The 18,826-nt window shown below is 41.0% G+C and carries 20 protein-coding genes and 1 pseudogene; 9 read left to right on the forward strand and 12 right to left on the reverse strand.

The window, feature by feature from the left end; all coding sequences use genetic code 11:
- The 10 genes from ACM0OT_RS14615 to ACM0OT_RS14660 form a co-directional block, all read right to left on the reverse strand.
- Positions 1 to 402, reverse strand: coding sequence for a DUF2809 domain-containing protein (locus tag ACM0OT_RS14615; protein WP_414565071.1), 402 nt, complete (start codon positions 400 to 402; stop codon positions 1 to 3).
- Positions 403 to 532: 130 nt separating this feature from the next.
- The gene (locus ACM0OT_RS14620) at positions 533 to 1,450 is read right to left on the reverse strand and encodes an ion channel (RefSeq protein ID WP_414565072.1); all 918 of its coding nucleotides are present in this window, start codon (positions 1,448 to 1,450) and stop codon (positions 533 to 535) included.
- Positions 1,451 to 1,676: 226 nt separating this feature from the next.
- Entirely contained in the window at positions 1,677 to 2,567 is an 891-nt protein-coding gene (locus ACM0OT_RS14625; RefSeq protein ID WP_414565073.1) for a hypothetical protein, read from the reverse strand.
- A gap of 102 nt (positions 2,568 to 2,669) precedes the next feature.
- Positions 2,670 to 3,038: a photosystem II reaction center protein Psb28 gene (gene psb28, locus ACM0OT_RS14630; protein WP_414565074.1), complete on the reverse strand. Its 369-nt coding sequence runs from the start codon at positions 3,036 to 3,038 to the stop codon at positions 2,670 to 2,672.
- Between the two features lie 17 nt (positions 3,039 to 3,055).
- Positions 3,056 to 4,558 (reverse strand): serine hydrolase, encoded by a 1,503-nt coding sequence (locus tag ACM0OT_RS14635; protein ID WP_414565075.1) that lies wholly within the window; start codon positions 4,556 to 4,558, stop codon positions 3,056 to 3,058.
- 267 nt (positions 4,559 to 4,825) lie between these two features.
- On the reverse strand, positions 4,826 to 5,566 hold the full coding sequence (locus ACM0OT_RS14640; RefSeq protein WP_414565076.1) for an RNA methyltransferase: 741 nt from the start codon (positions 5,564 to 5,566) through the stop codon (positions 4,826 to 4,828).
- A gap of 149 nt (positions 5,567 to 5,715) precedes the next feature.
- Positions 5,716 to 6,924, reverse strand: coding sequence for a PEP-CTERM sorting domain-containing protein (locus tag ACM0OT_RS14645; protein ID WP_414565077.1), 1,209 nt, complete (start codon positions 6,922 to 6,924; stop codon positions 5,716 to 5,718).
- 94 nt (positions 6,925 to 7,018) lie between these two features.
- Entirely contained in the window at positions 7,019 to 7,423 is a 405-nt protein-coding gene (locus tag ACM0OT_RS14650; protein ID WP_414565078.1) for an ExbD/TolR family protein, read from the reverse strand.
- On the reverse strand, positions 7,407 to 8,060 hold the full coding sequence (locus tag ACM0OT_RS14655) for a MotA/TolQ/ExbB proton channel family protein (RefSeq protein WP_414565079.1): 654 nt from the start codon (positions 8,058 to 8,060) through the stop codon (positions 7,407 to 7,409). The genes ACM0OT_RS14650 and ACM0OT_RS14655 overlap by 17 nt, the downstream gene beginning before the upstream one ends.
- A 397-nt stretch (positions 8,061 to 8,457) precedes the next feature.
- Entirely contained in the window at positions 8,458 to 9,291 is an 834-nt protein-coding gene (locus ACM0OT_RS14660; RefSeq protein ID WP_414565080.1) for a D-alanyl-D-alanine carboxypeptidase family protein, read from the reverse strand.
- Between the two features lie 102 nt (positions 9,292 to 9,393).
- On the opposite strand from ACM0OT_RS14660, the gene ACM0OT_RS14665 reads away from it, so the two are divergent.
- Positions 9,394 to 10,311, forward strand: coding sequence for an AEC family transporter (locus tag ACM0OT_RS14665; protein WP_414565081.1), 918 nt, complete (start codon positions 9,394 to 9,396; stop codon positions 10,309 to 10,311).
- A gap of 16 nt (positions 10,312 to 10,327) precedes the next feature.
- On the opposite strand, the gene ACM0OT_RS14670 is transcribed toward ACM0OT_RS14665, so the two are convergent.
- Complete coding sequence (locus ACM0OT_RS14670; protein ID WP_414565082.1) at positions 10,328 to 11,428, reverse strand: tetratricopeptide repeat protein; 1,101 nt, start codon at positions 11,426 to 11,428, stop codon at positions 10,328 to 10,330.
- 89 nt (positions 11,429 to 11,517) lie between these two features.
- Here ACM0OT_RS14670 and ACM0OT_RS14675 point away from each other — a divergent pair, with 89 nt between their 5' ends.
- Positions 11,518 to 12,183: a class I SAM-dependent methyltransferase gene (locus ACM0OT_RS14675; protein WP_414565083.1), complete on the forward strand. Its 666-nt coding sequence runs from the start codon at positions 11,518 to 11,520 to the stop codon at positions 12,181 to 12,183.
- Between the two features lie 100 nt (positions 12,184 to 12,283).
- Here the strand turns inward: ACM0OT_RS14675 and ACM0OT_RS14680 are convergent, their stop codons facing one another.
- A complete protein-coding gene (locus ACM0OT_RS14680) occupies positions 12,284 to 12,586 on the reverse strand; it encodes a hypothetical protein (protein ID WP_414565084.1) in 303 nt (100 codons plus the stop codon).
- Positions 12,587 to 13,117: 531 nt separating this feature from the next.
- Between ACM0OT_RS14680 and ACM0OT_RS14685 the strand changes: the two genes are divergently transcribed.
- From ACM0OT_RS14685 to ACM0OT_RS14715, 7 genes and pseudogenes are all read left to right on the forward strand, one after another.
- A complete protein-coding gene (locus ACM0OT_RS14685) occupies positions 13,118 to 13,447 on the forward strand; it encodes a tyrosine-type recombinase/integrase (RefSeq protein ID WP_414565162.1) in 330 nt (109 codons plus the stop codon).
- On the forward strand, positions 13,434 to 13,583 hold the full coding sequence (locus ACM0OT_RS14690) for a hypothetical protein (protein WP_414565085.1): 150 nt from the start codon (positions 13,434 to 13,436) through the stop codon (positions 13,581 to 13,583). The genes ACM0OT_RS14685 and ACM0OT_RS14690 overlap by 14 nt, the downstream gene beginning before the upstream one ends.
- 129 nt (positions 13,584 to 13,712) lie before the next feature.
- Positions 13,713 to 14,108 (forward strand): annotated as a pseudogene (locus ACM0OT_RS14695) (ISAzo13-like element transposase-related protein).
- A 27-nt stretch (positions 14,109 to 14,135) separates the two neighbouring features.
- The gene (gene arsM, locus ACM0OT_RS14700; protein WP_414565086.1) at positions 14,136 to 15,104 is read left to right on the forward strand and encodes an arsenosugar biosynthesis arsenite methyltransferase ArsM; all 969 of its coding nucleotides are present in this window, start codon (positions 14,136 to 14,138) and stop codon (positions 15,102 to 15,104) included.
- Positions 15,105 to 15,121: 17 nt separating this feature from the next.
- On the forward strand, positions 15,122 to 16,078 hold the full coding sequence (locus ACM0OT_RS14705; protein WP_414565087.1) for an anion permease: 957 nt from the start codon (positions 15,122 to 15,124) through the stop codon (positions 16,076 to 16,078).
- Between the two features lie 50 nt (positions 16,079 to 16,128).
- On the forward strand, positions 16,129 to 17,115 hold the full coding sequence (gene arsS, locus ACM0OT_RS14710) for an arsenosugar biosynthesis radical SAM (seleno)protein ArsS (protein WP_414565089.1): 987 nt from the start codon (positions 16,129 to 16,131) through the stop codon (positions 17,113 to 17,115).
- A gap of 837 nt (positions 17,116 to 17,952) precedes the next feature.
- A complete protein-coding gene (locus tag ACM0OT_RS14715) occupies positions 17,953 to 18,567 on the forward strand; it encodes a GNAT family N-acetyltransferase (protein ID WP_414565090.1) in 615 nt (204 codons plus the stop codon).
- The last annotated feature ends 259 nt before the right edge of the window (positions 18,568 to 18,826 follow it).

Genomic DNA, 18,826 nt, shown 5'->3' on the forward strand with positions numbered 1-18,826 from the left:
TTATTGGCCCTTTGCTCCCAGAACTATCAACCGTAACCACAGCCATCCTAAACCACTGCCAATAAAATAATAGGGGAAATCTGCCCAAGTAAAGGAAGTCCCGATTAACATTCTTCCCCACCAAAATGAACGTACCCAATTGAGAAATGGTGGATGCCACAATTGCATAAACTCCAATAAGCAAGTAATTACCAATACCCATAAAGGTATTCGCCAAACTGAAGAGCGAGTGGTCATAAATAGAAAGGCGAATAAGCACCAAAATATCACATAAAAAATCCCTCCTATCTCTTGGTTTAACCACCAAATAGAATAGCGATAGTGACTATATAAAAGTCCAATGGTGAGAATAATACCCAAAGAAACAATAGTTCGCCCGCGAATATTTGTAAATAGTGGCATTATTGAGGATTTCCAATTAATTATGTACCCTCATCAGGGAAGATTCTATATTTTAATCTTATTTGAACTGTATATAAGTTATAGGGATATGTAATGCAGAAATATTGCTCATAACTGTTAAAAACTCAACCTACTTATCTAACGGTTGGATATCATGAAAATGCTGATAGTCAATATAGCGATGTCCCTCGGCTGTATGGTGCATAATATCTACAAAACTATGATTCCAAACAATTTCATTAGCACCATAAGTGTGACGAGCATGAACAACTTGTGCAACTGTTTCATCGATACCACTCATAGAGATGATGAGCAAAGTATTAGTCTGGGTTAATGATTCTGTAGTCATGTCATACAGAGGACTAGACTCATCAATTACATGCATTACAGACCAAGTTAATGTGAAGCTAGGGGATTGGTTTCTCACCAGTCTCAGGTCGTGAATCCGACGCATAAATTGTCCTTCTGCGGTTACTTCATCACGCATTAAGTAAACCTTCATCTGTGCCTCCAGGATCATGTTACGGCGCTGGTTAGCGGTGCGAAACATCAAAGTAGGTACTCCCTCATGAGGTATGATGACCACAAATCGACTAAACATAACACGAGCAGTAGGTTTAGAGAACCTAGCAAATGCTAGTCCTGTGATCACAGCAATTCCCATTAGTCCAACCATCGCTTCAATGGTGACAATAATATTGGCGTAAGTGGTTTTGGGATACATTGCACCATAGCCGATGGACGCTAGGGTTTGTACGCTAAAGAAAAAGAGATCTAAAAATGAGCCAGGTTGAGCATTAGCAATACAATCGCCCCCTACCCAGTAAGCCAGGGAAAATAAGATATTAATAGTTACATAAAAAGTACAAATGAGGATGATAAAGCAAGTCCAAGGAATTGTCAGCAGCAAATGGTAGGGATCACGCCAGTAGGAATACCATGCACCCATACCCATAATCTCAAATAGTCCATTTTGGATCTTAATGTGAATCCGTGGAGTGAGAGATTGTTTTTGCTTACGTGAAAGTTTAGTCAATGGAAGTTTCATTGGGAGTATTCAAAAAAACGGCGAATAGTGAGTATGAGTGGAGTTGACAAGCCGCTCACTAAAAAATTTGTGATTATAAATCAATACGGTTCATTTAAGAGGAAAAGTAGTAACTCACCAGTAGCTTTGGTTAAGCCATAGGGTAACCCAACAAAGCCTTGAGGTGTTGGGTTACCCTGTGGGAAAATGTATCAACTTTCAAGTGAAACTGTATGAGTCCTATCGGTTATTGTGCTAGCCACAAAGCCACATTCAACACATACATCTTAATGTCTTCTAAGGCACGTGGTTCAGTTTTCATACCATCTCCCGGTGGTTCATCCACAAATGTCGGACAGCCTTTAGTGATGTCCCAGTTGTAATCCACGAAGTGATGGAAACTCGAATTAGCTACTACACGCCCTATACGATTTCCCTGTGCGTCGGGATAGTGATCGAGGGCTACCACTAGATTAAAATCCCGACCTGTAGCCAAACTTTTACTCAGTGCAATTACTCGTGCATGGGGATTATCTGGAGACACTCCTATACCACCCTCGTGGGGATGTGATGGGAAAAACTCAATGAACCCAGAAGGAGAAAGGGGATTTTTTAACAGTTCATGAATCGGTGTAACTGGGGTGATTTGTTGATAGTCACCGTTAGCGCCAGAATAGTAGTTAGGCCAAGAAATATAAGTTGTATGTGGATCATCTCGACTCCAACGAGAATTATCGGGATCGGGATTTTGGGTATTGAAATAATGTAAATCGCCAATGTCGATTAAACCGCACATCGAACAGCCCATATCCTGATGATCGCGTGTCGTGAGAATTCCCCTTCCACGCTGATGAAAGGCGTTAATACCAGCAATATCTTTATCTGTTAACCCTTCGCCAGTATCTAAAGCAAATAACCACAATTGGTTAAAATCTGACTCACCCAAACTACTCAAAACCGGGTCATTACCTTCTGCATCACTGGTGCGATCGCGTGCTATAACTTCAAATAATTGGTTTCCTGCTGCGTCTTGCATAGATGCTAGATAATCCTGTAACAGTGAAAACCGGAAAATGCTCCAGTCATCTTCAGTTGTAGGAATGGTAGTCTGCAAAAGAATGCGAATTGGTGTTGTCATAACTTCCGCAACTTGATGTTCGAGCCAATGAATTTATTGGTCGTTATTACTGAGAGTACTGTACGACAAATTACTCTCTTATTTTCCTGGAAGTTATATTTGCTAAGTTTCTCCGTATTCCATACCATTCGCCTCAGCATAACGATGCAGAAATCGCATGACTCGCTCCCAATGGTCATCTTGCTCAACTTCAAATTGACATTCTACCCGTTGTAGTTCATCACCTTCGTCACCCCCGAAAATGAATTTGGTTGCGGAAGGCGTGACACTAATTTCGCCTTCTTCATCAGTTAACAGCAAGGAATTTAAAGATGGCTTGGTGAAGCTATTGAATCTTTCCAACGCTTGCAATTGACTAAAGAGCATCACAACGACACGTTTACCAGTGCGGACTTCTCGCCGCAAACTGATATTACTCAGTTCTTCAAAAATTCCTGCAAAAAATTGAATAGAGGGGGTGATAGATGTCATAAGCCATTACCGAAAATTTACCTAGAAGGGAAAGATTGCGGAGTCGAGAAAGGAGTTTGATTTCCACCTTGGGGGAGAGTATTTCCCATTGGGTTGGGTGTCGGGGAATTGCTGACTGGGTTCTGATAACTCGTGGGGGGAATAGTACTTGTCGGATTATGAGGTACAGAATTTTGGCTAAATTGTTGATAAGCAACGCGAGAAATCGAGCTAATCAGTTTTTCGGCGGCTGGGTCATTATTAGGGCGTTGTACCATCACAGCAGCGATGTAGCGTTTACCTGTGGGAATATCAATTAAACCAACATCGCCCAGCATGGTAGCAATATCGCCTGTTTTGTGATATGTTCTGGCTCCTGAACCTAACCCAGAAGGCAATAAATGATTTCTTTCAGTGCGGCGCATGATATCTAGCATTAAATCACGCGATCGCATACTCACAAAATTGCCCCGATTCACCATTGCCATCAAGTTACCCAATTCTTTGGGACTGGTGGTATTTGTGCCTTGTAAATCTGGTAGGGGATTGCGAATGGTAGTATTTGTTAATCCCCAACTTTGAAAACGCTGATTTAACGCTTCCATTCCTCCTAATCGGGCAATTAGCATATTGGTGGCTGTGTTGTCGCTGATGGTACTCATGCGTGTAGCCACTTCTAGTGCAGTGTACTGGGTGCCTACAGGTTGCGATCGCATATCTCCCGAACCACCAGCCACCATGTCTTGTTCCATCGTTAGCATTTCATCCAGGCGCACTTTCCCGGTATCGACATCTTGGAAAAAGGCAATCAAAATTGGCACTTTAATCGTGCTGGCGGACGAAAAAGGGGTAGAAGCATTGACATCTACGTAAGCACCAGTATCTAAATCAACCAAAAATACACCAGGTGTCAGATTGGCATTGGCCGCCGCCAAATTTTGCACAGCCTCTTTCAAAGGAGTAATTTCTTGGGAAAGGTATAAACTAGCAGCCGCATTGGGGGTAGGTTGTGGCTGATTTGTACCCACATTACTAGTGTTAGATTGTACCGCCGGATTTGTGGGCATTCTAGTAGCCGGATCTAATATTGACAATACCGTACCCACAATCGCCCCGATACCAACTCCAACAATTAACAGCCGCAGAGCATACAATAAGGTTCTGGCCATTGGCTTTAACCGTGTTTTCCGCGATACACGTCTGGCTACTTTGGGTGATAGCTGCTTCTGCGCCCGTACTGTCTTTAACTTCATCGGACTGGGATTATAAGCTGGTATGCTTCGCTGCACATGGGGAATGGGTTTGACTGCTGTTGGCATGACTACCCTTGATTTTGACCGCTGCGCCCCAGTAGCGACGGGAGAAGGGGTAATCGCAGGGGAGAAGCGCGTCAGAGCCACTTCTTGTTTAGCAACACGTTGTGGCTGAATGGGAACCTTGACTTTTTTCTTAACGACTTTTTGGTCTGGACGCTGACGCGGGCGGCGATTTGTAGGTTGTCGCCGGGGAAAAGCTTTGAAGTTGTCACTTGACTCTGACACTGTTACTCCTTGTGACTTAATAATTCGTAATTCGTAATAGAGCCTACGGCACGCTAACGCGAACGTAATTAATGGAAATTTATTTATAGAGATTTTTCAGGGAGGTGATCCATTTTTTCAGTTTCCGGATTCATTCCTGACTTAAAAATTACTTCTGAAGTTGCTTGATGCGGAAATTACCCTTGGCTACTCAGTAGCATTTTTGTGTTTAGTTTAAGCTATATTCGCTATTTTGGGGGAATAATTTCGTACATATTAAACGAAGAATTATGAGTTTTCATTTTCTCTGTGGTTTTTTATTGCCCATTCTATTTGTCGGAGAATCCCTCTGAGCATAGCTACCTCCTGAGTTTGGAGGTGAGCGCGATTATATAGCTGCCGGAATTTTTCCATGCGACTAGCTGCTGTATGTGGATACAAGTAACCAATATCTAGTAGTAGCGATTCTAATTGCTGGTAGTATGTTTCTACAAGATCCAAAGGAGCTAGTTCAGTTTGCCTTGGGGTTGGCGTTGCTGGTGGTGCTGCATATTGGGATAGTTCATAACAGCAGATGCCCACAGCAGTAGCTAAATTCAGGGAAGCATAATTTTCATGTGTGGGAATGCGGACAAACCGTTGGGCATAGTTTAATTCTTCGTTACTTAAACCCCGGTCTTCTCTACCGAAAATCAGGGCTGCGGGTTGGTCTGGTGCTTCTAGTAACCAAGGTAATGCCGTCCGGGGTGCTTCTAAAGGTGTTTCCCAATCACGCACACGAGCCGTGGTAGCGATCGCTCTAATACATCCTTGCAATGCTTCTGGTAATGTGGTTACCAATACCGCCGATTCTAAAATCTCTTTGGCATGAACTGCCATTTTCAAAGCTTCCTCTGACAGTGGATCGCATTGGGGATTGACTAATACTAAATGATGTAGTCCAAAATTCTTCATTACCCTGGCGATAGACCCCAGATTTATCGGGCCAGCTGGTTCCACCAAGACAATTCTTAACCCAGCTAATCCCATTGTTTACCTCCTGCGATCGCTTGTGCTGATTTTGTGCATTCTACCTAAGAGTTACCTCACGGTGAAAGTTTCACAAAAAAAAGAGTTTAAGGTACAAATCATACCCTAAAGCTCCTGTGAAGTAACGGTTTAACTTCCGATTCTGCAACCTATAATTGACGCTGACGGCGACGCAGATAAGTTAGCCCCATTCCCGCCAACAATATACCGCCAATTGTGTTTGGTTCTGGGACGGTTTTGCTAACAGTTCTGGGTGTGAGTAAGAAAGCTCGTAACTCACCGTTTTGATTTCTCCCGGAGCCAACAATCTCACCCTTATTGTTAATTGCATTTGCCCTCTCTATGCTCCAACCTAAATTAGGGTCAATAAGATTATTGAGGTCAAGTCTACCAGTCTTTTCACTCCAAAAAAAACCGCCAAAACCCACTACCTGAGTTTTATCGTTAATGCCAGTAGGTTGTACACCACTACCAATCTCAGTTATGCCAGTATCTTCATTCCATAAAAATACCGTATCGTTATTGAAGAAGCTGTCCCATCTAATCCCCACGACCTGACCCAAATTATTGATAGCATAGGCCTCACTATAAATCTGTTCATCCGGTTCCCAGCTAGGACTAGGAGCAATGGAGGTAAAGCCATCGCTACGACTCCATAAAAAGGCTCCACCTGGTACAGTTCCCAGAGAACCGACAATTTGACTAGCATCATTGATATCATAGGCAATAACACCGATACCACTACTGTTAAGAAAGTTTATCGGTACGCCAATGTCTTCACTCCACAAATATGGTTGTGCGCCAAAACGTCCACTAGCACCTACAACTTCTCCACGATTATTAATAGCATTAGCAAAGTCCCCATAGATATCACCCAGCAAGTCACCGATGGAGAACATACCCATGTCATTACTCCAAATAAATGATCTAGGTGCTGGCCTATATCCAAAACAACATTCAGCAAAGTCAACAGTAGAAGTTCCTACAACCTGACCTAGATTATTTATGTCATAGGCGACACTATCATACCTGAGACTAACAGATGAAATATCATAATCATCACTATATTCATCCTCAGGTAGATCTGGCAGGAAACCAAGGTCAGTCATGCCTATGTTTGGACTCCATAAAAAAGCTCGACTACCATTGCTGATACTAGAAGTACCCACCACCTGACCAAAATCATTAATCCCATAAGCGGTACTACTCGTCCCGCCTGGTAGAGTACCAAGGTCTGTCAGGTTATAGAAAATTGCTGCCATTGCAGAGGCATTCATACTCAGTGTCATCAGCACAGCACTACTACTAACAACAGCTAGTTTTTTCACTACTGCTTTGAGACTATTTATCTTCACCATATAATTTACTCCTCTCTCAACTCACAATAAACCGTAAGATACAGCTGAATAACCAGCTGTATCACCAAGCGAGGAAGGAATAATTCTAGGGTGCTTAGGGTTTTTGGGTAGAGATAGCTAACTTTGCTCCTTTTACCTGACGTACCTGATCCATTATTGTCACTACTTGACCATGCCCTACTTTTTCGTCAGCATTAATAATTACCAATGCTTCTGAGTTAGAACCAATTAAAGTCCGCAGCTGCTCTGCTAATGCATTAACGGTACTAGGTTCACGATTAACGCTCATAGCTCCTTTTTCGTCTACCGTAATGGTAATTCTCATGGGAACTTGCTGTTGTGTTGCTGTTGTTGCTGACGGTAAATTTACTGGTAATCCTTCAGACCTAGTTAAAAACAGCGTTGACATGATGAAAAAGGTTAAAATTGCAAATATGACATCAATCATCGGTAAGATGTTGATCTGTGCTGGTATATCAGCTTCATCTGGTAGACGCATAGCTTTTCTCTCCTCTTTCGTAGCGTCGGCGGTAAAGTAATTCTAATTGTCCCCCATACTCCTGAATGAGTGCTATTTGACGTACATATAGCCCCCGAAAGGAGTTGGCAAATAAAAGTGTAAATATAGCAACTACCAAGCCTGTTGCTGTAGAAACTAACGCTTCACTAATCCCAGCTGTGACTCCTGCCGTTTTCGTGCCGCCCACGTCACCAATATCTAAAGAAGCAAAGGACGTAATCAGTCCTAAAACAGTACCCAGTAGACCCAATAGGGGGGCCAGACCGATGATTGTCTCAAAAATGTTTTGAAAGCGTTTGAGTAAAGGTATCTCAGCTTGGGCTTCACTTTCTAAGGCTAAACGAAATTCTTCGGGATTTGCTTCTTCCAATTCCAAAGCTGCAAGAAAAATGCGTGCTAGAGGCAAGTCTGCATTTTTCCGTAGTTTATCCAATGCACCAACTACGTTATCTAGCCGATAGAGATTCAACACGTCTCTAATAACGCGGCTTTGACGGTTATTGATTCTCACCCAAAACCGGACACGCTCAATAATCAATGCCACTGCCAACACGGAAAAACCGAACAAGGGCAGCATCACAACGCCGCCTGCTGTAAACAGATTATTAATTCCCATCTAGTGCCTCTTTACAAATCAGTGATACACAGCCAGATTAGCAGAATTCCTGGGTAAATTGAGAGTCTTTATCAATAGACCTTAAAATATAATGTAAGTCTTTTTCAAGTACATGTTATTGTTATTTCTAATAAAACAACAAAAAAATTACATAAAATTACGTGTGGAAAAGAGTTTTGGCATACTCTGAGCAGTATTTATGTCAATAAATTCTCATTTGTTGTGGTGCGTTGCGTTGAACGACAACACACCTGGTATGGAAGTCTGACTAAGTTAATGGTAATGATGTAATTGTTGGCAAGAGCTTTTTGGATATTGTTATCAATTGTGGTTTTCAACCAGCTAGCGCTACTACCCACTGCTAATTTTCGCGGAAAAACGTTGATTTGTCCCAGTATTAGGGTGTTGATTCAGATGTCGATGATGGTTGCAAATTTCTAGCTTTGTAAAATAATTCTAAGCTATGGCGATCGCCTACAAAACGCCAGTGCCAAGGTTCATAACTCACGCCTTGGGGGTTATCTTTGGGAAAGGACATCTCAAAGCCAAAACGGGCAGCATTTGCTTGTAACCAATTAAATGCCTTGGTATTTTCAAAATTGCTTTGGAGATTAGTGGCTGGTACTGCTCCATCGCCAATATCTACAGCGTAACCAGTGTGATGTTCACTGTGACCTGGAGGCGCACTGAGGGCTGCCCTTTGTGATGGAGTTTGATTGCGTTGGGCACCAACAGCAAAAAACAACTGTTCCTGCTGCTTCACCGAGCGAAAGCCAGATATTGGCACTAAAATTACACCGTCTTTGCGTGCTGCTTGTGTCATTGCCTGATACCTTTGGGCAGCCGCTTTTAGCATTTTGATCCGCCCATCTGCGGTAATGGCCATGAGTTCTGATTCTGGTGCTTCTGGGTATTTTAAATGCCCTAGCAGCGCATCGCTGGGTTTGGCTGGTGGGTTGACAGAATTACTAGTATCTGTGTCTGGTGCAGTTGCCGTACTAGTTGATGCCGGTTGCGGATCAATGGCTGTTTTGGGGGCTGTTACGTAAAAGAAAAAACCAGTGATTAAAGCCAACAACAGAAAGCCCCCTACCCCTCCCATGACTAAAATTAGGGTTCGCAAAGATAGCTTGCGGGTAGCATCAGGAGTATCGCGTAAAGCCACTGGAATATCTTCACCAAAGACACCTGATAAATTTTGTGGTTGTTCAGAAAATCCAGCTTTATCCAAGACTCAACTCCTGCTTGTGTGCAATATTCATAACAGATTGTAGACTAGACAGAAATAAACATATTGGGTAGCATTTTACATCTATAATTCTTAGGCGCAATCTTGGCAAATCTCCTAGAACTATACGTCAAATTAGTGGGATTAGTCCTAGTAGGTTTTATTCTGGGACGTAAATTATCTAACACAGTTCCTAACCGTGTAGGTCAGTTGCTTTTTTGGGTGGGAGTACCTATAAGTATTGTAGCTTTTTTACGGGGAGCCGACTTGTCTGGGCAAATTTGGATTGCGCCGGCCATCGCCTATATAGCCATTTTTTTAGGAGCATGTTTGGCTTGGGTGGGCATTCAAGGACAAGCTTATTTCACAAATACCATTTCCCAAAAGCCCACTCAAGGTAGCCTAATTTTAGGGGCTATGGTAGGTAACACAGGTTATCTTGGCTTTCCCATCACCCTAGCGATGGTAGGACAAGAATATTTTGCCTGGGCTTTATTTTACGATTTGTTGGGGTCACTGTTCGGGGCTTATGGCTTAGGAGTAGCATTAGCATCTCATTATGGTGGTAGTACTAGTAATTATGGGCACATGACAAAGGCCATATTAATTAATCCTGCCCTGTGGAGTTTTGGCGTGGGCTTACTATTTCGGGAAATAAAACTTCCCAACTTTGTAGAATTTAGTCTGGAGAAATTAGGTTGGAGTGTCGTTGCTTTGTCTCTAGTATTAATTGGGATGCGACTTTCTCGACTAAATTCTTGGCATAGACTACCACAGGCAGGGATCAGCTTAGTAATTAAAATGTTACTAGTTCCCTTAGTTGTTGGCAGCACATTACCACTTTTTGGTGTAACTGGTGAACCAGCCCAGGTGATTGTCTTACAAATGGCTATGCCGCCAGCATTTGCCACACTAGTAATAGCTGAAACCTTTAATCTTGATCGTGACCTTGCAGTTACCTCCTTAGCCGTGGGATCTATGGTATTACTGGTTACGCTTCCTGTGTGGTTATGGATATTTTAATGTACTCTTTGCCATGTTAACTATTTGTTGATTTTTCCTGCTGATATTGCATTGCTTTAGCATAGTCTCCCAAGGCATAGCAAGCGACTTTTAAACTGGCTAGGGCTTGGTCTTCAATCCGGTGGTCTTTAATTTTTCTGGCTAACAATAAACGTTCTTCATAATATTTAATTGCCTTTTTATAGTCACCTAAAGCTTCACAAGCAACCCCTAAACTACCAAGAGACTGTTCTTCACTACGCTGATCTTTGAGTTCTTTGGCTAATTGCCAACGCTCTTCATAATAAAGAATAGCTTTGCCGTAATTGCCTGTAGCATAACAAGCATTGCCGAGATTTTTGAGTACCTGAGAAGCACTACGAAGATGGTTAAGTTTGCGGGCTATTCTCACACACTTTTCATAGTAGGCGATCGCTTGCGGATAATCATCCAACGCATAGTAAGCATTACCGAGGTTTTTAAGTACCTGTTCCATGCCCCAATTATCTTGAAGTTCTTGGACAATTTCTAAACTTTGTTTTTGATACTCAATGGCTTGTTTAAAGTTACCCACAGCTTTATAGACTAATCCGAGATTATTTAATGCGGCAACTTGACTGCGCTGATTAGACATCTGACGGGTAATTTTCAAACACTCTTCTAGATACTTAATTGCCTGATTATGGTCGTTCAAATGACGATAAGAATTACCCAAGTGAGAAAATGCCTGCATCTGTATGGATAAATCTTGGTTAGCTTTATCCAAGGACAGACATTGTTGGGAGTAAGCAATAGTACTTTTGTAATCCCCTGAGGCATAGGTTAAAAGTGCTAGACAAGAAAGTGCTTGTTCTTGATTTTCTATATCTTCAACTGCTTGAAACATTTCTAGGGCTTGTTGTAAAGACTGTAAAGCAGCTATTACTTCACCAGCTTGCTGCTGTTTCATGCCTTGATGCAGTAGCTTGCTTGCTTCCGATAACTGGTCTTCACTTTCCTGTGACAAAACCATTTCCCCCAATGAATTTTGGTCAAATTCATGAGTAATTGTGTTGCGTTTGATTTGTTTCAAGTGTTTTGCAGGCACTTGCAGAGGAAGTGTTTTGTTAATACTCTGGCTAGATTCACCGTTGGGCATCGACCAATTCCTGTTAAGTTTGGTGATAAACCTATTGTTCCCAAAACTGTAGTTTTATTTTCATTGGCGAAATAACAGGGAGATTAATCATGCAAAGACTGTTGGAACCAGAAGTTATGGATACCTGGGAAGAAGCCATTGAGTATGATGCAATGGACTTCACTGAAGTAAATACAGCTTTTGCGAAAGAAGCGATCGCTTTGGGGCCAAAAGAACAGGGTTTAGTCTTAGATGCTGGTACTGGCCCTGGGCGGATTCCTCTCTTAATGTCTCAAATGCGTCCCCAATGGCAAATTATTGCTATTGATTTAGCAGCAAATATGTTACAAATTGCCTCACAACATGTGCAAAAAGCTGGGTTACAACAGCAAATTCGCTTGGAATTGGTTGATGCGAAACAATTACCTTATGACGATGGTGTGTTTGATCTGGTTATTTCCAATAGCCTAGTTCATCATTTACCCGATCCTCTACCGTTTTTCCAAGAACTGAAGCGCGTCACCAAATCCTACAGTGGTATTTTCATCCGCGATTTATTGCGCCCAGTTGATGAGGTGACTATGAATGGCTTGGTAGAAAGTATCGGTAATGAATATGACGCCCAGCAGAAAAAATTATTTCGTGATTCTCTCCACGCTGCACTGACAATAGATGAGGTGAATCAGTTAATTTCGGCTGTAAATTTGACTGGGGTGGAGGTTTATCAGTCAAGCGATCGCCATTGGACGGCTAAACGAGGTGAGAGTTGCCAATGATGAAAAATAATTAGGTGCGTTTTGTCTACACAGACTGCACTACGCACCTTCCCTTTCTATGGGGTAATTTGACAAAATGCTTAATTTCAGCCCGCCAGTTTTATCGATTCATAGGTGTTTTTGTACTCCACACTTGTTCAAATTCAGCTTTGGTAATGCCAAATTCTTGAAGATCCTCTGCACCTAAAGGTTTATCGCATAACATGCCATGATTATCTGAAAAGTGGCTACCGTCATAAAATAAGACATTGCCATTTTCATAAACCTCTATTTGTCGCACGGCACATAAATCATGGCCCACTTCCATAAAATAGGTGCTGGTACCCCAAGCATCATAGTCACCGCCGAGAGATTCATCCCAGAACCATTTGCAATATTTCTTGATCTGTGTTGATAGAGACATAATTTCTTTACTCCTATAAGGGATTGCTGCTTTGAAGCTACTCTACGAGAATCTGCTTTTCTGATGTTGAGACAAGTGTGTCTTGAAAACTTGTGTGCAGCAACACGCTCTTGCAAGATAAGACTCTACGACAATTGGGTGGCTATCAAGATTAGTTTCACACTTTGAGATTGCTTTCCTCTAAGATACCCTTTGAGACGTCTGCAAGAGCAAGCATTAACAACAATAGTATTATTTTAACGTATTATTCTCCCCCATTGTCTTGTTGGTTAGGATGACACAGAATCTCACGCACTTCCATTAATATGATGCTCAACATATTTTTGCCGCTATTATTAGCACCACAACCCCAATAGTAGTCTTATCTTTAGCTATTTAAAACAATTATTTAAAGGAAACAACAACAACCTTGATAGTAAAAGCTTTACATCATAGAATACTAAAATAAAGTTTTTCTACGATGTAATCAAAGTTTATAAAGTAGGGAAATCAGTTAGAAGCAAGTTGATTAAATTAAAATAACCAAAGCGTATTCCAAAAACTCTAAATCAAGAACAGGTCAATCGTTTCATTGACGGATGTGCAAGAATAAGAGACAAATTTTTAATAACTCTTTTGTGTGAAAGTGGAATGCGAATTGGTCAAGCTTTGGGTTTAAGACATGAAGATATTCAGTCTTGGGATAATTTAATTACTATTGTTTCCAGGAATGATAATACTAACGGTGCAAAGGAGAAAACCAAAGACACTTACAACATTCATGTTTCTCAAGAGCTAATGGATTATATACCGACTATTTGCTCAAAGAATTTGATGAATGCGACAGCGATTATGTTTTTGTTAACTTGTGGGATGGAGTAATTGGACAGAAAAGATTATTGAAACTGCCAAGGCTAATGGCTGGCAGCGCCAAGTTGAAATGAACCAAAAAGTAAAAGAAAACTTAGAGCATATCATTTCCGCTCTGGAAGAAAACGACAATGAAACACCAGCGTAATATAAATGGATTGCGTCAAAATGCTCAGAAGAAGAGAGAAGAAGCATTTAACAGAACAGAAGATGCAATAAAGCAACTCATCAAAGATGGACGACCAATTAACTTTAAATCAGTAGCCGAGAGGGACAACTGTACACGCAGGAAAAGATTGAGGTGTTTGACCATGATTGGCCTATGCTGGCGACTGGGGTTGCTATTCCCCACGGGCTGTACGACATGACAGACAATGGGGGCTATATCCAGATTAGCATCAGCCACGACACCAGTGAATTAGCCTGTGACTCAATTCGCTACTAGTGGAACACTTATGGTAAGGTGCGCTATCATGCAGCAAACTCGATTCTGCTGTTATGCGATGGAGGCGGCAGCAATAGCTCTCGCTATTACATCTTCAAACAGGACTGACAGACGTTGGTCAATGAACTGGGCATCGAAATTGGCATTGCTCATTATCCGCCCTACACCTCCAAGTGCAATCTGATTGAGCATCGTTTGTTTCCAGTTATATTAGGATGCACAAAGTAGAATCTACACGACAAAATCAAGACTAAAATGACCTATTTAGAAACAGCCGCACAATTTTATAGTGAAGTTGCAGAAACTCCACAACTGGGACTTTGTTGTGTTCAAAGTACTCCCTTGCAATTACCAGGACTAAAGATTCCTCTGCCAATGCAGGAAATGAACTATGGTTGTGGTACTACTGTTCACCACACTGAACTCTCAAACCAACCCACCGTATTGTATGTAGGTGTTGGCGGTGGCTTAGAAGCACTGCAATTCGCTTATTTTTCTCGTCGTCCGGGTGCTGTGATTGCCATTGAACCAGTTGCGGCTATGCGAGAAGCCGCTACACGCAACCTCAAACTGGCCGCTACCGACAACCCGTGGTTTGACACCAGCTTTGTGGAAATTCGGGAAGGGGATGCCTTTAACCTCCCAGTGGCTGACGCTACCGTCGATATCGTGGCGCAGAATTGTCTTTTTAATATCTTTGAACCAGAAGATTTAACCCGTGCTTTAAAAGAAGCATATCGGGTGTTAAAACCAGGTGGACGCTTGCAGATGAGTGATCCCATTGCCACTGCGCCAATTCCCGCGCATTTACAGCAAGATGAGCGACTAAGAGCCATGTGTTTATCAGGGGCACTCACCTATGAAGAGTATACTCAACGCATTATTAATGCTGGTTTTGGTCAAATTGAAATTCGCGCTCGTCGCCCTTATCGTCTACTAGATACTCAGACTTACAACTTGCCCGAAAATCTACTTTTAGAAAGTCTCGATTCTGTGGCTTTTAAAGTCAATATTCCTGAAGATGGTGCTTGTATATTTACAGGCAAGACGGCAATTTATGCTGGTACAGAATCCTTTTTTGATGACTCGGCCGGTCATCTGCTACAGCTTGGTATTCCTGCGGCAGTGTGTGATAAAACTGCGGCTAAACTTGCCGCTTTACAACCAGCAGAAATCATGATTACTCCCTCAACCTGGCACTATAGCGGTGGTGGTTGCTGTTAACTTTTAACGCCACAAAAATGTTAATAATTAGTTTATTTCTAGCTACGCTGTTTTTAGCTTATGCAAATGGAGCCAACGACAATTTCAAAGGTGTAGCAACGCTGTTTGGTAGCCGGACAACTAGTTATCAAACAGCCATTTTGTGGGCCAGTGTCACAACTTTTGCTGGTGCAGTAACTTCTGTTTTTTGGTTAACAGGAATAGTTGAAAATTTTTCTGGACAAGGCATATTTGACGATAAGATAGCTAATGTACCAGAGATCCATTTAGCAGTGGCAATAACTACTGGTTTGACTGTGTTAATTGCCGCCCTACTGGGATTTCCCATTTCCACAACTCACACTATAACAGGCGCACTACTGGGTACTGGATTAGTTGCTATTGGACTCAAAGTTAATTTTTCAGTTTTAGGAACTTTATTTATTTTACCCTTATTTCTCAGTCCTATTATTGCTATTTTATTAGGAGCAGGAATTTATAAAATATTACAATATATTAATACAAAATTGCACTGGCAAGCTAACGAACAAGTAGTTGATACATGCCATTTTATCAGTTCTGGTTTTATTAGTTTTACTAGAGGATTAAATATCACGCCCAAAATTGTTTCCCTCGTTCTAGTTATTGATTATTTCTCTGTTCAAGGGGGAATGCTGACAATAGCAATGGCTATGGGACTTGGTGGGTTACTAAATTCGCAAAAAATTGCCCAAACCATGAGTGAAAAGATTAGTTCCATGAACAATACTCAAGGTTTATCTGCCAATATTGTTACTGGAATGCTGAGTATTGCTGCTATTTATTTGGGACTTCCTGTATCTATAACCCAAGTTTCCGTTAGTTCTATATTTGGTGTGGGACTGATTACTAAAAAATGTAATACGCGTATTTTTTATCAAATTTTGATTTCCTGGATGTTGACTTTACCTGTGGCCACAATTATTGGTGGTATAACCTATAGATTATTACAATAAATTCACTTCCTAAACTTGAAGTTTACCAATCCCCATAAAATTAGTTCCTTATGCAGACTATATCAACCACTCCTTTTCAAGATAAACTGAATTCTCCTTTGACAAAAAAGCAGATTTCAGTTTTACAAATTAATTTAGGTAAGCGTTGTAATCTTGCCTGTACACATTGTCATGTCGAAGCTAGTCCCAAACGTACCGAAGAAATTTCTCTCCAAATTTGCGAAGATTTAATTTCTTTAATTCATAAATTTCCCCAAATTCAGATTGTCGATTTAACTGGTGGCGCACCAGAAATGAATTATGGTTTTAAGCCATTAGTCGAAGCAGCAAGAGTTACTGATAAACAGGTAATTGTTCGGTCTAATTTAACCATTTATTTTGAAGAGGGATTTGATGATTTACCCGAATATTTTGCCCAACATCAAGTAAGGGTTGTGGCTTCCCTGCCTTGCTACTTAGCAGATAATGTCGATAAAATGCGCGGTAATGGTGTTTTTGATAGATCAATGCAAGCCTTGCAGTGGCTTAATAAATTAGGGTACGGGAAGCAAAAAAATTTAATTTTGGACTTGGTTTATAATCCGCCTTTGCCCACAAATGACAAATTTTCCTTGGCACCGGAACAAACTAAACTGGAGCAAGATTACAAAATATTTTTGCAAGAACATTTTGACATTGTATTTAACAACTTATTCACCATTACCAACCTGCCAGTTGGCAGAACAAAAATGCACTTAGAACGTCAAAAGTTGCATACTAGCTATTTGCAGTTTTTAGAATCGCATTTCAATGGCAGTACAGTTGAACATTTAATGTGTCGAGATCAACTGTCAATCGACTACCTGGGCAATGTGTATGATTGCGATTTTAACCAGATGATGCATCTACCTGCTAAAACTCATAATGGTGAGTTGCTTACAGTTGCCAAATTGCTAGAGTTTGATAATTTAGACTTAATTAATGAGATCCAAACGGCTAGCTATTGCTATGGTTGTACTGCTGGATGTGGTTCTAGTTGTGGTGGCGCTTTACTATAATGTCATCAAACCCAAACTGTGTAACAAATTCTATTACGTGTGCATCGCTAATAATTAAATGAGTTTATGATGAGGTGAGTTAAGTCTCCTCACACCACAGTAAAAAACCGTAGAATTTGATAATTTTCTACGGTTTTTATTTTTTATTGAGGATAAAATCAAACATTAACTAATAAATGTTAAATCAAAATGCTTTCAGCATTTTCGCCTGTTGGCATTCTCAAAATGCCCTTGGAGTATAGCTTTTACTAACTACGGAGTATTCGTTACTTGCAACAACAAAAGTAGCGTAGCCACACTAGCGACTGGAAACAAGTATCCAGGGAGGGGGCAATGTTAATTTGCTTAAGTAATGCTAGCGTCATCGAGTCAAAAAATTTCGTTACCAAAATTGTTACGAGCAACTTGCCACTTTGGCATTACTTTATGATGGTACTTAGTTAAGCTCCTCACACTACACCAAAAGCTATGCAATATTATTTTGCATGGCTTTTTACTTTTTACTACCGATGCTCAGGTTAAAACACTGAATTGAGTGTTGTGAGAAATCATTCAGAAAAAAGATGCAGCAATAATGAAAAAAGTAGTGTAAGAATTACCACTCACAAAAATTGCAAAATGAGTTAAATTTGTCTGTGGTACGCTGAAAAGCCAGACCATACCCATGACTCTGTTCCCCGTTGCTCGTTCCCTATTTGCTGGGAAATAACTCATACTAAGTTAAAATCTCAATTCCCACTCAGTGTTCTAGGCTAAAGTCCTTTTTCCTATAGCTTGTACAGTGTTTGAGGATAGTTGAGAAGATTTTCGTTTAATCAAATCAATACTAAATTAGCCTTGACATCCTGGTTTTCAAATCCTTACCACCAAGAACCATTCATACCTGCCGCCGAACAAACTCCTCGACAATTTCAAATTCGTGCGGCTACAACTGCTGATTTGCCCAGTATTGCTCAAATTATTGCCGAAAGCTTTCACTCACAAGATGGTTTTTGGGGATGGGCTTTTCCGCTGCTACGTTTGGGTATTTACGAAGACCTAAGGTATCGCTTATCATCACCTGCACCTCATCATGTTTGTTTGGTGGCCATTGATACTACCGATTCGACTAGTAAATTAGTGGGAACTGTAGAATTAGGTGTGCGCTTCAGCGATACATGGATACCCATTGGCAGGAGTTGTCCCTATCTATCTAATTTAGCTGTTCACCCCCAATATCGTAGACATGGTGTGGCTTCAAAGCTACTGATTAGCTGTGAGAACTTCTCCCATGAGTGGGGATTCCAAGATTTATACCTCCACGTTTTGGAAAATAACCATCAGGCCCGGCAACTTTATTTCAAGTTAGGATATAAGGTGCATAAATTAGAATCTAATTGGAATAAATTTTTCTTCAGGCGTTCCCAGCAGATATTGTTGCACAAGCACTTAAGACTTAATTCAATTATTTGAAATTATTTTGTTGATATACATCAATTGTTTGGTAAACAAAGTGTTCTGAATAAAATCTCAATGAGCTAATGTCAGGTTTCAGGTCACAATATCATGACTAATGCCATTGTGACGACACTCATTGTTTGACTGAAGATTTGGTAAATTAGCTGACATTTACGTAAATAAGTTGAGGGTTATTTGCTAGCTACAACTAGGATATACTCCCAGTTTTCCCCGCAAATCACACCTAAATTGTAGAGATTATATTTTTTATGTA

It is taken from the genome of Anabaena sp. CCY 9613, assembly GCF_963920895.1.
Lineage (GTDB): Bacteria > Cyanobacteriota > Cyanobacteriia > Cyanobacteriales > Nostocaceae > Cyanocohniella.

Coding starts and splice junctions, on each gene's coding strand:
- ACM0OT_RS14615 (WP_414565071.1), bottom strand. CDS start 402: ATGCCACTATTTACAAATATTCGCGGGCGAACTATTGTTTCTTTGGGT.
- arsM (WP_414565086.1), top strand. CDS start 14,136: ATGACCTATTTAGAAACAGCCGCACAATTTTATAGTGAAGTTGCAGAA.
- psb28 (WP_414565074.1), bottom strand. CDS start 3,038: ATGACATCTATCACCCCCTCTATTCAATTTTTTGCAGGAATTTTTGAA.
- ACM0OT_RS14625 (WP_414565073.1), bottom strand. CDS start 2,567: ATGACAACACCAATTCGCATTCTTTTGCAGACTACCATTCCTACAACT.
- ACM0OT_RS14650 (WP_414565078.1), bottom strand. CDS start 7,423: ATGCGTCTACCAGATGAAGCTGATATACCAGCACAGATCAACATCTTA.
- ACM0OT_RS14705 (WP_414565087.1), top strand. CDS start 15,122: ATGTTAATAATTAGTTTATTTCTAGCTACGCTGTTTTTAGCTTATGCA.
- arsS (WP_414565089.1), top strand. CDS start 16,129: ATGCAGACTATATCAACCACTCCTTTTCAAGATAAACTGAATTCTCCT.
- ACM0OT_RS14670 (WP_414565082.1), bottom strand. CDS start 11,428: ATGCCCAACGGTGAATCTAGCCAGAGTATTAACAAAACACTTCCTCTG.
- ACM0OT_RS14640 (WP_414565076.1), bottom strand. CDS start 5,566: ATGGGATTAGCTGGGTTAAGAATTGTCTTGGTGGAACCAGCTGGCCCG.
- ACM0OT_RS14645 (WP_414565077.1), bottom strand. CDS start 6,924: ATGGTGAAGATAAATAGTCTCAAAGCAGTAGTGAAAAAACTAGCTGTT.
- ACM0OT_RS14620 (WP_414565072.1), bottom strand. CDS start 1,450: ATGAAACTTCCATTGACTAAACTTTCACGTAAGCAAAAACAATCTCTC.
- ACM0OT_RS14675 (WP_414565083.1), top strand. CDS start 11,518: ATGCAAAGACTGTTGGAACCAGAAGTTATGGATACCTGGGAAGAAGCC.
- ACM0OT_RS14680 (WP_414565084.1), bottom strand. CDS start 12,586: ATGTCTCTATCAACACAGATCAAGAAATATTGCAAATGGTTCTGGGAT.
- ACM0OT_RS14655 (WP_414565079.1), bottom strand. CDS start 8,060: ATGGGAATTAATAATCTGTTTACAGCAGGCGGCGTTGTGATGCTGCCC.